We start from the raw sequence: 13,995 nt of genomic DNA on the forward strand, positions 1-13,995 counted from the left end.
GCGTCAAGCCAGCCGTTGCAAGAGGGCCTGCGCGGCGACCGGATTCGCGACCTTGTGGCCCGAGATGACAAAGGCGAAGACCTCGCGCTCCTTGGCGATCCGGCGCAGGCGACCAGGCCAGCGGTCAAGCTCATCCTGCGGGTAGCCCATAGGCTCGCCCTCACGCGTGCCCATCAGGCGGAGGTAGGCGAAAGGCGCCGTGTGAGCGTCGATTTCGGGATAGGGGCCGTCCGTCGCCCGGACAATGGCGATCTTGCGGTCGGACAGGAGCGCCACAAAGGCGGGGGATCGGAAGCTGTCGTGACGGGCCTCGATGGCGTGGCGCAGGGGCAGTCCGTTGAGGCTGTCGGGCAGAAGATCCAGGAACCCCGCCAAGTCAGCGCAGTCAAAAACCCTGTTCGGCGGAAGCTGCCAGTTGATCGGGCCAAGCTTCGGCCCCAGTTCCTCCAGCCCAGACCCCAGGAACCGACGGACCTGATCGCCCGTCTCTGCGAGCTTCCGGCGGGTCGAAACATAGCGCGGGGCCTTCAAAGTGAAGACAAAACTCTCGGGCGCATGGCGTGCCCACTTGCGGAAAGTGGCGGGGACCTGGGTGCGGTAGAAGGTGCCGTTGACCTCGATCGCGGTCAGCGCGCGGGCGGCAAAGCGCAACTCGTCGGCTTGGCGCAGATCGTCCGGGAAGAAGGTCCCGCGCCAGGGATCGAAGGTCCAGCCGCCGACTCCGGTGCGGATGGGGTGAGGCATGAGGTCTCCTGCGCTGCGTTTCCCGGGTCAACGCTGGTGGGCGCGACCTGTTCCCTGACGCGTTAACCGAGACGAAATTCCTTGCGGCGAGACTGCCGGAAAGAGCGGAGGTGCCGATGGACCCGGTGGACGAATTCGCGCGACTGAAAGCCGAGATCCGGCAGTTGCAGGACCGGGCGGATGCCCTGCGGGACGGGTTCCTGAAGCCCGGCGCACGGCTGCAGTCGAACCGGTTCGAGATCACCGTCAAGCGCCCGAAGTGATGGGTGTTCAACAAGGACCGCCTGCCCGCAGCCGTGCTGGCCGACCCGCGCTATTGGGACGACAGGGAAAGCGAGGTGGTCACCTGCCGCACCTTGCACCGCGCCAACGAGGACGAAGATCTCGTCCTTATCGAGTGACCCGCAGGGTGGGCGACATCGCCCACCCTACGCCTGGACCAAACCTTCAGAGGCAATCCCCATGTCGAACTATCGCCGCCTGCGCGTTCCCGGTGCGACGTATTTCTTTACCGTTAACCTGGCAGAGCGCGGCGGTGCCGCGCTGGTCGACCACATCGACCTCTTGCGCGAGGCGTATCGGGTGACAACGACTGAGCAGCCCATCCGCTGCGAGGCGATGGTGATCCTGCCTGACCATATTCATGCCGTCTGGACCCTGCCGCCAGGGGATGCCGATTTCTCGCGCCGCTGGCAGAAGATAAAGGGACGTTTCACACATGCGTCGGGGCTGCGCGGGACGCAGTCCCGCAGCATAGCGGGCAAGAGGGAAGCCGGACTTTGGCAGAGGCGGTTTTGGGAGCACATGCTCCGCGATGCCGAAGAAGAGCGTCGCGCCATCGCCTACTGCCTGACCGACCCGGTGCGGCATGGGCTGGTCACCCGACCCGAGGAGTGGCCCTTTTCCACAATTCACCGCGATCTGCGGGCGAAGGTGGGCGAATCGCCCACCCTACAGGCGGTGGCGTAGGGTGGGTGATTCGCCCACCCTCCAGTCATCCCGGCGCCTTACCGACCTCGTCGCGACCGCTTTCCACCGCGCTGGCCCGCCCGGCCTGCAGTAGACCGTCCGGCCATCTTCACCGCCTCTTCCACCGCCTCTTCGATCACCTCCTGCCGGGCAAACGGATCATCAGCTACGGCCAGTTCCACGGCCTCCAGCCGCTTGACCTCGTCGCGCAGGCGGGCGGCTTCCTCGAACTCCAGGTTCTCGGCCGCCTTGCGCATCTGCAGGCGCAGCGCGTCGAGGTGGGCGGCAAGGTTCTTGCCGACCATCGGTTTGTCTATCTTCGTCGTGATCCGCGCCTGGTCGGTATCGCCAACCCAAGTTCCGAACAGAACATCCTCGACGTTCTTCTGGATCGTTTCGGGTGTGATCCCGTGCTTGACGTTGTAGGCGATCTGCTTTTCGCGGCGGCGGTTGGTCTCGCCGATGGCGCGTTCCATCGACCCTGTCATCCGGTCGGCATACATGATCACCCGACCTTCCGAGTTCCGCGCGGCCCGGCCAATGGTCTGGATCAGCGAGGTCTCGGACCGCAGGAAACCTTCCTTGTCGGCGTCCAGGATGGCAACCAGTCCACATTCTGGAATATCGAGCCCTTCGCGCAAAAGGTTGATCCCGACCAGCACATCAAAGGCCCCAAGGCGTAAATCCCGAAGGATTTCAATGCGTTCTATCGTGTCGATGTCCGAGTGCATGTAGCGCACCCGGATGCCCTGTTCGTGCAGGTAATCGGTCAGGTCCTCGGCCATCCGCTTGGTCAGGACGGTGGCCAGGGTCCGTAGGCCCCGGGCCGCCACCTTGCGGATCTCGTCGAGAAGGTCGTCGACCTGCATCTCGACCGGGCGGATTTCGACTTGGGGGTCGATCAGGCCGGTCGGGCGGATGACCTGTTCGGTGAAGACGCCGCCGGTCTGCTCCATCTCCCACGCCGCGGGGGTGGCCGAGACGAAGACGGATTGCGGGCGCATCGCGTCCCATTCCTCGAACTTCAGGGGGCGGTTGTCCATGCAACTGGGCAGACGGAAGCCGTGCTCGGCCAGCGTCATCTTGCGCCGGAAGTCGCCCTTGTACATGCCGCCGATCTGCGGGACCGAGACGTGGGATTCGTCCGCGAAAACAATGGCGTTATCGGGGATGAATTCGAACAGCGTCGGCGGCGGTTCCCCCGGCGCCCGGCCGGTCAGGTAGCGCGAATAGTTCTCGATCCCGGCGCAACTGCCCGTGGCTTCAAGCATTTCGAGGTCGAAGTTCGTGCGCTGCTCCAGGCGCTGCGCTTCCAGCAGCTTGCCCTCACTGGTCAGCTGCTTCAGGCGGTGGAACAACTCGTCCTTGATGCCCTTGGTTGCCTGCGCCAGCGTCGGACGCGGGGTGACGTAGTGGCTGTTGGCGTAGATGCGGATCTGCTTGAAACTGTCGGTCTTGGCGCCGGTCAGCGGGTCGAATTCGGTGATCGATTCCAGTTCCTCGCCGAAGAAGCTGAACCGCCAGGCCCGGTCTTCCAGGTGGGCAGGCCAGATTTCCAGGGAATCTCCCCGCACACGAAAGGCTCCGCGCTGGAAGGCCGCTTCCAGGCGCCGGTATTGCTGGGCCACCAGTTCCGCCATCACCTTGCGCTGGTCGTAAAGCTGACCCACGACCAGATCCTGCGTCATCGCCGAATAGGTCTCGACGCTGCCGATACCGTAGATGCAAGAGACGGAGGCCACGATGATCACGTCGTCGCGTTCCAGCAGAGCCCGGGTGGCCGAGTGGCGCATCCGGTCGATCTGTTCGTTGATCTGGGATTCCTTCTCGATATAGGTGTCGGTCCGCGCGACATAGGCTTCCGGCTGGTAGTAGTCGTAGTAGCTGACGAAGTATTCGACAGCGTTCTCGGGGAAGAAGCCCTTGAATTCTCCGTAGAGTTGGGCCGCCAGCGTCTTGTTGGGAGCCAGGATGATCGCCGGGCGCTGGGTCTCCTCGATCACCTTGGCCATCGTGAAGGTCTTGCCGGTCCCCGTCGCGCCCAGCAGCACCTGATCACGGTCGCCCGCCAGTACGCCGGTCGTCAGTTCCTTGATCGCGGTTGGCTGGTCACCGGCGGGCTGGAAGGGCGTGGACAGAATGAAGCGGCGCCCGCCTTCCAGCTTGGGCTTGGTCAGCACGTCCGGCCGCTCGGTCAGGGCGTTGAAGTTGTTGTGCGGCATTGCGCGCCTCTCGGGGAGTCGGAGAAGAGACAGATTTGATCCGTTTTTGTTCCAGTTCAAGCGGTGATCCGGCACCAGCGGGCGAAACCGTTGCCGAAAGTGGCCCAAGCGGCTAAGGCTCGCCGCCAGAGGTGACAGATGGCTGACAAGATCGACACGCAGGCCGTGGGGCTGGATGTGGGGCTGGCGTTCATCCGCTGGCTGACCGGGGCCGAGAACCTGCACTACGGGCTTTGGTCCGGGCTGGAGGTGACGGCGGGCAACCTGCGAGCGGCGCAGGACGCCTATACGGCGAAGCTTTTCGGTTACCTGCCTGAAGGCCCGCTGCGCATCCTGGACATTGGTGGGGGCGCCGGCGAGACGGCGAAGAAACTGCTGGCCCTTGGTCACCGTGTCGAGATCGTCGTCCCCTCCCCGTTCCTTGCGGCGCGCTGCCGCGAGACGGCGAAGGGTGCCACGGTCCACGAATGCACCTTCGAGGCGTTCCCGGGGCAGGGTCCCTTTGACCTGTGTCTGTTTTCGGAAAGCTTCCAGTATATTCCCCTTGCCGAAAGCTTGCCGAAATGTGCGCAGCTTCTGGTGCCCGGCGGCCAGGTGCTGATCGCCGACTGCTTTCGAACCGAGGCCTATCAGGGACGCCATGTCCACGGACCGCAGCCCGGCGGCGGTCATCCGCTGGCGGCGTTCCGGGCCGCAGTGGACGGTTCGGCCTTCACGGTCGATGCCGAGGAGGAGATCACCGAAGCCGTGGCCCCGTCGATCGACTTGGAGCAGCGGCTGTTTCACGTCCTGGGGCATGGAGTCACACGCATTTCGGACGAGATTCGCGGCAAGCGGCCCACCGCGCACTGGGCACTGGGCAAAGCCATCGGTCTTTTCCTGTCGCGAAAGCGGCGCGAGAACCTGATGCAGCGCCTGACCGGCGCCAGCCGCACATCTGAAGCGTTCCGGCGTTACAACAGCTATCGGATCATCCGGCTGCGGCAGGATTGATCCGCAAGATTCTGCCTCAGGCGCACAACTTTAGGTTGATTTGACTCGCAACTTGCGCAAGACTGATCTGGCAAGCAGCAACTGAAGCTGTCGGTCGGCGTCGACCCTACCCCACCCCACACTCCCAGACGCCGGCCGACAGTCCTTTCAAACGCTTGCGCTTTCCCCAAAGCATTGAGATATACGGGACACGTTCGGAGGATTCCCATGCGCGCCCGCATTTACCAGCCCGCCAAGACCGCCATGCAGTCCGGCTCTGCCAAGACCCACCAGTGGGTGCTGGAGTTTGCTCCGGCTTCCGAACGTGAGGTGGACCCGTTGATGGGCTGGACCTCATCCAGCGACACCCAGAGCCAAGTGCGGCTGAAGTTCGAAACCCGCGAGGCTGCCGAAGCTTATGCGGCCGAGAATGGCATCGCGTATGACCTGGTCGAGCCGAAGCCGCGCAAGCCGATCATCCGCGCCCGCGGCTATGGCGAGAATTTCGCCACCGACCGCAAGGGTGCCTGGACGCACTGACCGCTATTTCAGGATGTCCGATCCGATCCAGATCGTGTCTCCGGCCTTGAAGATGTAGTCCGACCGGACAAAGCTGCCCTCTTCGTCGGAAAGCACCACCAAACCATGCTTCACCAAATAGCGCCCGGATTCGGAGTGCTCCGAGCCGCTCGCGAACCCGCTGCCATTGTCGAACGTGGCCGAGGCCCCGGCGTAGGCACCATAGACCCAGGTTCCATCGGGGCGATAGGTGGTGTCGGTCATTCGCGTCACGCCGCCCGACATGCCGAGTCCCGGCGTGAAACCAGAGGCGAAGATGGTCGAAATAACTCCGTTGATTTTCGCGCCATCGGCCAGCAGGTCGATGGGATCCATCCGGCGATCACCCTTGTGGAACGTGTCGTCGGTGACCTCATAGCTTTCGACCTCGCCCGAGGCGTAGTGCAGCATGAGGCTGTCGCCCTTCAACCTGTAACTGCCCCAATCCATGTCGCCCTGGGCCAACAACTCCGCCTGGGCGAAAGGCGCGGTGCCGGTCGGAGCGGTGCCGTCGTAGAAGGTGCCGTCGGGATGGAAGGTCAGCCAGTGGTGGTCGATCTGCATGGTCATCATCCCGTCGATCCCTATCGTCCACCACGTTGACGTACCCCACCAGACGCCCTTCAGGTTGCCCGGCTCCGGTGGCGGCATCAGCGGTTCAGCCCCTTCCGAGACGAACCGCGCACTTTCAAGCATGGGGACGACATCTCGTTGGAAGACGGTCATGGCCGGAGGGATGTCTTCGGGGTCAGAGGCCGGCGCGGTGAAGGCGACCAGTTCCATTCGGCCGAAAAGCTGCACGGCGAACAGGATCTGAAGATCGCCGTCGACGGTCTGGCCCAGGATGGCGCCGGGTCGACCCTTCAGGTTGAAGACCTCGGGCGCCACGATCTGCGTGATCTTTGGCGGATCGGTCTCGTCGGGATCGACGAAGCGCCTGGTTTGCTGGTTCAGCCAGGTATCCACCCGCCCACCCGTCAATGTACCCGGGGTGACACGGATCGCGCAGAACTCACACTCGTCCCCCGGCAGCTCGGACCGAAGAGTCAGGATGCCGTCACGTGTTCCGCCGCTTACCCAGCCCCTGGGGAGATCGAAGATCAGGTTCCCGTGCTGACGCGTTTCCGCAGCAAGCGAAGTACCCAGGAGGCCAAACAGGAAGACATAGAAACAAGGACGCATACAGGCCTCCGTTTTCGGCAGAGTTGCACAGCGGACCAGCGTTGGAAGTGGGGAATACCATGCCGCCAACCGGACAGCGGAGTTTTGCTTGCCTCTCGGGCAGCTGCGGGGCAGGAAAGGCGCGGAGGAACCAGGATGCCGATCACGATCACCGAAGAACACCCTCTGACCCCGGATCTGGAGCTGCTGTTCCAGCGACACACCGCGGACATGCACGCAGATACCCCGCCGGAGTCGATTCACATGATGGACAAGTCGGCGCTGGCTGCGCCGGGAATCCGGTTTTTTGTGCTGCGGGACGGCGAGCAGGCCCTGGCGATGGGGGCGTTCAAGCGGATAGACGCTGCCCATGCCGAGATCAAATCGATGCATGTCCTGACCGAAGCGCGCGGGCGGGGGCTGTCGAAGGCGATGCTTGACCATCTGGTCGCCACTGCGCGGGCAGACGGGTTTTCCAGGCTGAGCCTGGAGACCGGGGTGCAGCCCACCTTCGTCGCGGCGCGGGCGCTTTATGCGCGGGCGGGCTTCGACGAATGCGCCCCGTTCGAGGGTTACGGGCCAGACCCGAACTCGGTCTTCATGACGAAGGTGCTTGCCTGATCTTTTGCCGTGTCGCAAAAGCAGGGGGCGCGGGCTCATAGCTCAACTGGATAGAGCAAGGACCTTCTAAGTCCGAGGTTGAGGGTTCGAGTCCTTCTGGGCCCGCCATCTTTTCAGAACAGAGTGCCGTCCTCGGGGCATCGAACCCCTCGGACGGCGCTGCCGCGGATGGCAGTCAGGTGGGTGTCGACGGGGCACCGCCCTCGAAGCGGTTGCCGTGGCGGTAGTCGCAGGGCGCTTCCTGCATCTGCAAGTGCAGGCCCGTTCCGGTGAAGGGATGCGCGCGGGCAACGTCCTCGTCGAAGTCGATGCCAAGGCCCGGGGCTTCGGGCGGGATGATGTAGCCGTCTTCCCATTTGATCGAATTCTTGATCAGTTTCTGGTGGAACGCCCCACCGGTTTCGATGGTTTCGGCGATCAGAAGGTTCGGGATCGAGGCGGCGAAATGGACGTTTGCCGCCCATTCCACGGGGCCTGCGTAAAGGTGCGGCGCCATCTCGGCGTTGAAGATTTCGGCCATTGCGGCGATCTTCTTGGCCTCCCAGATGCCGCCGACCCGGCCCAAGGCGGGTTGCAGGATCTTGACGCCCCCGGCACGAAGAAGGGTGCCGAATTCGGCCTTCGTCGTCATCCGCTCACCTGTGGCCAACGGGACCCGGACGGATTTTGCGACCTCGGCGAATTCCAGGAGATTGTCGGGCGGGATCGGCTCTTCGTACCAGAGCGGGTTGTAAGGTTCCAACTCGCGGCCCATGCGGATCGCGCCTGGGGTGGTGAACTGGCCGTGGGTGCCGAACAGAAGGTCGACGCGGTCGCCCACGGCGGCGCGGATCGCCTTGCAGAAGGCGACGCTCCGGGTGATGTCGGACATCGCGGGCTCATGCCCGCCGCGGATCGTGTAGGGACCGGCGGGGTCGAATTTGACGGCGGTGAAGCCAAGGTTCATGAAGCGGACGGCGGCTTCGGCGGCAGCGTCGGGGTCAACCCAGAACGCGGCCGATTCCTGGCCGGGTTCGGGGTAAAGGTAGGTGTAGCTGCGGATGCGGTCGTTCATCTTGCCGCCCAGCAGTGCGTGGACCGGCCGGTTGCGCGCCTTGCCCAGGATGTCCCAGCAGGCGATTTCCAGCCCCGAGAAGGCCCCCATCACCGTTGGGTCCGGGCGCTGGGTGAAGCCCGAGGAGTAGGCACGGCGGAACATCAGTTCGATGTTTTCCGGGTTCTCGCCCTGCATGTGGCGCTCGAACACGTCTTCGATGACGGCGCGCATCGCCTTGGGACCGACGGTCGAGGCGTAACATTCGCCGTAGCCGACGATACCGGTGTCGGTGGTCAGCTTCGGGAAGATCCAGTAGCGCCCGCCCCAGCCGGGGAAAGGCGGGGCGACGACGAAGATTTCGAGGTCCTTGAGTTTCATGCGTCGCGCCCCTTGTCTGGCCGAGGAGCGTGGGGTGAGGCCCAACGCCCGAGGATACCTTGGTGCAGGGAAAGCTAGTGAGGGATCGCTGAACGCGGTCGTTGAAAAGCGACCTGAGTTTGACGCAAAGCTGCTATTCCAGGATGCTCTGACGCAGCCGCGCCAGCAGATCGGCCAACTGGACAGGCATGGCAAGGAAGGGCGAATGGCCAGAGGGCAGACTGTGGCGGCACTCCTGCGGCAAGCGAGCGGCCATCTGGCGCTGGTAGTCCGGGGGGATGGTCTGGTCGGTTTCGCAAACGATAAAGTGCCGCGGCAGGGTTTCGGCCTGTTTGGGCCAGAGCGGAGTTTGTTGCGGCGTGACCGGCTGCGGGCACAACCGCGCGGTGGCCCATTTCGCCAGGTCAGGCGGGCAATCCTGGTAGAAAGCGGCGGGCGCAAGGGCAGGGTCGATGGTGAAACTCTGCTTGTCCCCGGCCAGGCGGATCGCAGGCATCAGCGGTTGCGACGGCCCGGCGCGGCGCATGTCGGCAAGGCTTTGGCCGACGGCGGGCAGATAGGCGCAAAGGTAGATCAGGCCGCGGAAGCGGTCGGGCGCGACCTCGGCCGCTGCGGTGATGGCATAGCCGCCAGCGGAATGGCCGACGAGGATCGCATTCGGTGCGGCGGCGGCCAGGATGGTCTGAGCGTAATCGTCCAGGGTCGTAGGACGGCCATCCCTGCCGGGCAGGTCGATGGCGCGGGCGGGGATGCCGCGCTGCGTCAGTTCGGGCAGCAGGCGGTCGAAGCACCAGGCGCCGTGGCAGGTGCCGTGGATCAGAAGCAGCTCAGGCATGGGCAATCCGGGTCATGAAAGTGGTCAGCGCCTCGGCAAAGGCCTCGGGGTGGGTCAGCATCGGCAGATGGCTGCCGCCACGCAGGATGTGGAAGCTAGAGCCTGCGACCAGATCCGCCAGTTCGCGCTGCATGTCGGCGGGGCATTTGCGATCCTCTGACCCGGCGAGGACCAGCGTCGGCAGGCGCAGCGTGGCGGTGGTCTGGTAGAAATCCGCCGTGGCGGTGGCGGCGGCAACGCCCTGCCAGCCCTCGCTGCGGGTGCAGGACAGCATGACCCGGACCGCGTCCAGCGCTGGAGAGGTCCGCCAGCGCGGGCCAAGAAGGGCTGCAGTTTCCGCATCAAGGTCAGGCCCCTGCTCGGCAAGGCGGGCCAGCCTGGCCTGCCAGAGCGTGGGGTTCCCGAAACGCGTCGCACTGCCGGTCAGCACCAGGGCGCGCACCAGGTCCAGCCGCTTGACCGCCAACCCTTGCGCGACAAGTCCGCCCTCGCCCAGGCCGACCACGACTGCATCCCTCAGCGCGAAATGGGTCATCAGCCGTTCAACGTCGCGGATCAGGCTGCCCATGCCATAGGGAGGGGGCGGCGCGTCAGAGGATCCGTGCCCGCGCAAGTCCAGGCGGAGGACTCGGTGGCGCAGCATAGCAGGACGCAGGGCATCCCAGACCCGCAGGTCCAACCCCAGTCCGTGGATCAGCACCACTGGCGACGCACCCTCCGGGCCGGAGAGGCCAACATTCAGCCGCAGGTCCTCCAGCCAGACCAGCGTCACGCAGAATGATCCAGCGCTGTGGCGAAGGTTACGGGGTCGACGTTGCCGCCGGTGGCGACGGCGATGACCGTGTCAGGCAAGCCTTCGCCGAAAATCGCTGCGGCAAGCGCAACCGCGCCGCCCGGTTCCAGCACAATGCGCAGGTGAGTGAAGGCCAGAACCATCGCCCGCAGGGCGTGCGCGTCGCTGACCACCGCGCCTGGCCCGGCAAGGCGGGTAAGGATCGGGAAGGTCAATTCACCCGGCACGGGCGTCAGGATCGCGTCGCAGATCGAGCCGCTAAGGGCCGGGTTTCTTTGCCGCGTTCCAGATGCCAGCGAGCGGGCCATGTCGTCGAAGCCTTCCGGCTCGGCGGTGCGGACCTGAAGGCCTTGGGCTTGCGCCTGAAGCGCAAGGGCGATGCCAGAGGCGAGCCCGCCCCCGCCGCAGCAGACAAAGACGGGGGCATGGGTGATGCCGACCTCGGCGGCCTGACGGGCAAGCTCCAGTCCCACGGTCCCCTGCCCGGCGATGACCTGCGGGTCGTCGTAAGGCTTGACCAGCGTCAGGCCCCGCGCTTCCGACAGCCGCGCGCCGATGGCATCACGGTCTTCGGTGGCACGGTCGTAAAGCACCACCTCGGCCCCATAGGCGCGGGTGTTGGAGATCTTTACGGCGGGCGCGTCCGAGGGCATCAGGATCACGCAAGGCGCGCCGTGGGCGGCGGCGGCATAGGCCACGCCCTGCGCATGATTGCCGGAGGAGAAGGCGATCACCCCGCGCGCCCGGGCATCGGGTGACAGGGCCGAGACGGCGGACCAGCCGCCGCGCGCCTTGAAGCTGCCCGTCACCTGCAGACATTCGGCCTTGACGAAAACCCTTCGACCGGCCATCCGGTCCAGAAGCGGCGCGTTCAGAAGCGGAGTCTGGCGCACATGGCCTGCCATTCGCACGGCGGCGGCTTCGATCATTGCCGGGTTCATGCCAGCCTCTTCAGGAAATCCAGGATCAGCGCCACGGATTCGGGCTCGTCCAGGAAGGGGATGTGGGCGCGGCCGGGGACTTCAGCAAAGCCCATGTCGGGGCGGCGGGCGTGCATCTTTGCCACGGTCTCGGGAGCGAGAAGGTCCGAGTTCGCGCCCCGGATCAGCGCCAGGGGCAGACCGGCCAAGGCGTCGAACAGCGGCCAGAGGTCGACGAGCGGGCCGTCGAACGCGGCCAGGAACGCGTCGCGCAGGGCGGGGTCGTAGGGAATGCGCAGACCCTCGGGCGTCTCGACGGCAAGCGTCCGGGCCTCGTCCAGCCAGCGCGACATCGGCACGCCCTGGAAACCGGGGGTGCGGGACAGCCGCTCTGCATAGCCCTCGATGGTGCGGCCAGCCGGGTTGCGGCCGACGTAGTCGAAGATGCGGGTCAGCCCGTCGCGGGCAATCTCGGGCCCCACATCGTTGAGGCAAAGGCCCAGCACCCGGTCCCGCGCCACCGCACCAAGCACCATGCCGATCAGCCCCCCGCGCGAGGTGCCAAGGATTGCAGCCCTGCCGACGCCGAGATGGTCGAGCAAAGTCAGGGCATCGCGCCCCTCCTGCTCGACCGTGTAGGTGGCAGGTCCGGTCCAGTCGCTGGCGCCGCGACCGCGGTAGTCCATTCGGATCAGCCGCAGCGGCGGCAGATGCGGTGCCAGGTAGTCGAAGTCGGCCATGCTGCGGGTCAGTCCTGGCAGGCACAGAAGCGGCAGGCCCGCGCCGTCGTCACGGTAGGCAAGCCAGGCGCCGTCCGGGGCGCGAAAACGGGAGATCTGGGTCATCCCCTCAAGGTGGCACGCGGCGCGGGCCGGCGGAAGGGGCTGTCTGCGGCCTTTGGCCCGCGGCGCTTGTCCCTGCGTCCCCGGCAGACTAAACCCATGCCCGGTAGTGGTGAGGCAGGTCGGATGGCAGACACATCAGCGGTTGAGGATCGGCCAAAGTCGAAACAGGTGGGCGCGCTGCGGGGGCTGGTGCCGTTCCTCTGGCCCTATCGGGGCCTGCTTGGGCTGGCGCTGATGGCGCTGATCCTGACCGCCTCGGTCAGCCTGATCCTGCCCTTGGCCGTCCGCAGGGTCGTGGACGGGTTCAACGATGCCAATGCCGCCCTTCTGGACCAGTATTTCGGTGCGGCCCTGATCATCGCGGCCCTGCTCGCGGTTGGGACGGGCCTGCGCTATTACCTTGTGACCCGGCTGGGCGAACGCGTGGTGGCCGACATCCGCCGCGCGCTGTTCGACCGGGTGCTGGGCATGTCGCCCGCCTTCTTCGAGCGTATCCTGACTGGCGAGGTGCTCAGCCGCATCACCACAGACACCACGCTGATCCTGTCGGTGATCGGCTCGTCGGTCTCGGTCGCGCTACGCAACGTGTTGATTCTGCTGGGCGGGTTGGTGCTTTTGTTCCTGACCTCGGCCAAGCTGACCGGGCTGGTGCTGCTGATCGTGCCCGCGATCATCGTGCCGATCGTGGTCCTGGGCCGCCGCTTGCGGGCGCTGTCGCGCGAGAACCAGGACTGGATCGCCGCCTCGTCGGGGTCGGCATCCGAGGCACTGTCCTCGGTTCAGACGGTGCAGGCCTTCACCCATGAGGGTGCGACGCGCGGCCAGTTCGCCGAGGTGACCGAGAAAAGTTTCGCCTCGGCCAAGACGCGGATCAAGACGCGGGCAGTGATGACGGTGATCGTGATCTTCCTGACCTTCGCCGGGATTGTGGGCGTCCTGTGGGTCGGGGCGCGGGACGTGCGGGCGGACCAGATGTCGGTCGGCGCGCTGATCCAGTTCGTGATCTATGCGGTGATGGTCGCGGGTTCGGTGGGGGCGCTGTCGGAAATCTGGGGCGAGTTACAACGGGCCGCCGGCGCGACCGAACGGCTCGTGGAACTGCTGGGCACCGAAGATTCGGTGCAGGACCCGGTGCGTCCCATCGCCCTCCCCCGCCCGGTGCGCGGTGAGATCGCCTTCGAGGACGTGACCTTCCGCTATCCGGCCCGGCCCGAGGCTTCGGCGCTGAACGGGGTCAGCCTGCATGTGAAACCGGGAGAGACGGTCGCCTTGGTCGGCCCTTCGGGCGCTGGCAAGACCACGATCCTGCAACTGCTGATGCGCTTCTATGACCCGCAGTCGGGACGCATCACCCTGGACGGGATCGCCCTGCCCGACATGGCGCGCGCCGATTTTCGTCAAGCCATCGCTCTGGTGCCGCAGGACCCGGTGATCTTCGCCACCTCGGCGCGCGAGAACATCCGCTTCGGCCGTCTGGATGCCACCGACGCCGAAGTCGAAGCCGCCGCCCGCGCCGCAGCCGCGCATGACTTCCTGACCACCCTGCCGCAGGGCTACGACAGCTATCTTGGCGAACGGGGCGTGATGCTGTCGGGCGGGCAGAAGCAGCGGGTGGCCATTGCCCGGGCGATCCTGCGCGACGCCCCGATCCTGCTGCTGGACGAAGCCACCAGCGCACTGGATGCCGAAAGCGAAAGGCTGGTGCAGGCAGCGGTGGAAAAGCTCGCCGAGGGGCGGACGACGCTGGTCGTGGCGCACCGGCTGGCGACGGTGAAGCGTGCCGATCGGATTGTCGTGTTCGACCAGGGCCGGATCGTGGCGCTTGGCACGCATGACCAGCTGGTCGCCGAGGATGGCCTTTACGCCCGGCTTGCCCGACTTCAGTTCACCGACGGCCGGGTCTAGGCGGACCTGGGGTTTTCTCTCGGTCCCTGGCCGATT

General features: G+C 65.6%; 15 protein-coding genes and 1 tRNA gene. 8 read left to right on the forward strand and 8 right to left on the reverse strand.

Annotated features, from left to right (window positions below; translation table 11 throughout):
- Nucleotides 1–3 precede the first annotated feature (3 nt).
- Nucleotides 4–744: a DUF72 domain-containing protein gene (locus tag Q8M85_RS07490; RefSeq protein WP_305542358.1), complete on the reverse strand. Its 741-nt coding sequence runs from the start codon at nucleotides 742–744 to the stop codon at nucleotides 4–6.
- Between the two features lie 116 nt (nucleotides 745–860).
- On the opposite strand from Q8M85_RS07490, the gene Q8M85_RS07495 reads away from it, so the two are divergent.
- From Q8M85_RS07495 to Q8M85_RS07505, 3 genes are all read left to right on the forward strand, one after another.
- Nucleotides 861–1,007: a hypothetical protein gene (locus Q8M85_RS07495; RefSeq protein WP_305542361.1), complete on the forward strand. Its 147-nt coding sequence runs from the start codon at nucleotides 861–863 to the stop codon at nucleotides 1,005–1,007.
- 3 nt (nucleotides 1,008–1,010) lie between these two features.
- A complete protein-coding gene (locus tag Q8M85_RS07500; protein ID WP_305542363.1) occupies nucleotides 1,011–1,145 on the forward strand; it encodes a hypothetical protein in 135 nt (44 codons plus the stop codon).
- A gap of 61 nt (nucleotides 1,146–1,206) precedes the next feature.
- A complete protein-coding gene (locus tag Q8M85_RS07505) occupies nucleotides 1,207–1,713 on the forward strand; it encodes a transposase (protein WP_305542365.1) in 507 nt (168 codons plus the stop codon).
- A gap of 38 nt (nucleotides 1,714–1,751) precedes the next feature.
- On the opposite strand, the gene uvrB is transcribed toward Q8M85_RS07505, so the two are convergent.
- Nucleotides 1,752–3,935, reverse strand: a complete 2,184-nt coding sequence (gene uvrB / locus Q8M85_RS07510; protein WP_305542368.1) for an excinuclease ABC subunit UvrB — start codon at nucleotides 3,933–3,935, stop codon at nucleotides 1,752–1,754.
- Nucleotides 3,936–4,073: 138 nt separating this feature from the next.
- Here uvrB and Q8M85_RS07515 point away from each other — a divergent pair, with 138 nt between their 5' ends.
- Both Q8M85_RS07515 and Q8M85_RS07520 read left to right on the forward strand, forming a co-directional pair.
- Nucleotides 4,074–4,928, forward strand: coding sequence for a bifunctional 2-polyprenyl-6-hydroxyphenol methylase/3-demethylubiquinol 3-O-methyltransferase UbiG (locus Q8M85_RS07515; RefSeq protein WP_305542371.1), 855 nt, complete (start codon nucleotides 4,074–4,076; stop codon nucleotides 4,926–4,928).
- A gap of 207 nt (nucleotides 4,929–5,135) precedes the next feature.
- Entirely contained in the window at nucleotides 5,136–5,447 is a 312-nt protein-coding gene (locus tag Q8M85_RS07520; protein WP_305542374.1) for an ETC complex I subunit, read from the forward strand.
- Nucleotides 5,448–5,450: 3 nt separating this feature from the next.
- On the opposite strand, the gene Q8M85_RS07525 is transcribed toward Q8M85_RS07520, so the two are convergent.
- The gene (locus Q8M85_RS07525; RefSeq protein ID WP_305542377.1) at nucleotides 5,451–6,647 is read right to left on the reverse strand and encodes a hypothetical protein; all 1,197 of its coding nucleotides are present in this window, start codon (nucleotides 6,645–6,647) and stop codon (nucleotides 5,451–5,453) included.
- 135 nt (nucleotides 6,648–6,782) lie between these two features.
- Here Q8M85_RS07525 and Q8M85_RS07530 point away from each other — a divergent pair, with 135 nt between their 5' ends.
- Both Q8M85_RS07530 and Q8M85_RS07535 read left to right on the forward strand, forming a co-directional pair.
- Nucleotides 6,783–7,247, forward strand: coding sequence for a GNAT family N-acetyltransferase (locus Q8M85_RS07530; protein ID WP_305542380.1), 465 nt, complete (start codon nucleotides 6,783–6,785; stop codon nucleotides 7,245–7,247).
- A 31-nt stretch (nucleotides 7,248–7,278) separates the two neighbouring features.
- Nucleotides 7,279–7,355, forward strand: a tRNA-Arg gene (locus Q8M85_RS07535).
- A 67-nt stretch (nucleotides 7,356–7,422) separates the two neighbouring features.
- On the opposite strand, the gene Q8M85_RS07540 is transcribed toward Q8M85_RS07535, so the two are convergent.
- The 5 genes from Q8M85_RS07540 to Q8M85_RS07560 all read right to left on the reverse strand — a co-directional run bounded on the left by Q8M85_RS07540 (nucleotide 7,423) and on the right by Q8M85_RS07560 (nucleotide 12,054).
- A complete protein-coding gene (locus Q8M85_RS07540; RefSeq protein ID WP_305542383.1) occupies nucleotides 7,423–8,661 on the reverse strand; it encodes a mandelate racemase/muconate lactonizing enzyme family protein in 1,239 nt (412 codons plus the stop codon).
- Nucleotides 8,662–8,794: 133 nt separating this feature from the next.
- Entirely contained in the window at nucleotides 8,795–9,496 is a 702-nt protein-coding gene (locus Q8M85_RS07545) for an alpha/beta fold hydrolase (RefSeq protein WP_305542386.1), read from the reverse strand.
- Nucleotides 9,489–10,268: an alpha/beta fold hydrolase gene (locus tag Q8M85_RS07550; protein WP_305542389.1), complete on the reverse strand. Its 780-nt coding sequence runs from the start codon at nucleotides 10,266–10,268 to the stop codon at nucleotides 9,489–9,491. The genes Q8M85_RS07545 and Q8M85_RS07550 overlap by 8 nt, the downstream gene beginning before the upstream one ends.
- Entirely contained in the window at nucleotides 10,265–11,230 is a 966-nt protein-coding gene (locus Q8M85_RS07555) for a threonine/serine dehydratase (RefSeq protein ID WP_305542392.1), read from the reverse strand. Before Q8M85_RS07555 ends, Q8M85_RS07550 begins: the two co-directional genes overlap by 4 nt.
- Nucleotides 11,227–12,054: an alpha/beta fold hydrolase gene (locus tag Q8M85_RS07560; RefSeq protein ID WP_305542395.1), complete on the reverse strand. Its 828-nt coding sequence runs from the start codon at nucleotides 12,052–12,054 to the stop codon at nucleotides 11,227–11,229. The genes Q8M85_RS07555 and Q8M85_RS07560 overlap by 4 nt, the downstream gene beginning before the upstream one ends.
- Before the next feature lie 123 nt (nucleotides 12,055–12,177).
- Here Q8M85_RS07560 and Q8M85_RS07565 point away from each other — a divergent pair, with 123 nt between their 5' ends.
- Nucleotides 12,178–13,959: an ABC transporter transmembrane domain-containing protein gene (locus Q8M85_RS07565; RefSeq protein ID WP_305542397.1), complete on the forward strand. Its 1,782-nt coding sequence runs from the start codon at nucleotides 12,178–12,180 to the stop codon at nucleotides 13,957–13,959.
- The last annotated feature ends 36 nt before the right edge of the window (nucleotides 13,960–13,995 follow it).

This window comes from Tabrizicola sp. (genome assembly GCF_030694085.1).
Classification (GTDB): Bacteria; Pseudomonadota; Alphaproteobacteria; order Rhodobacterales; family Rhodobacteraceae; genus Tabrizicola.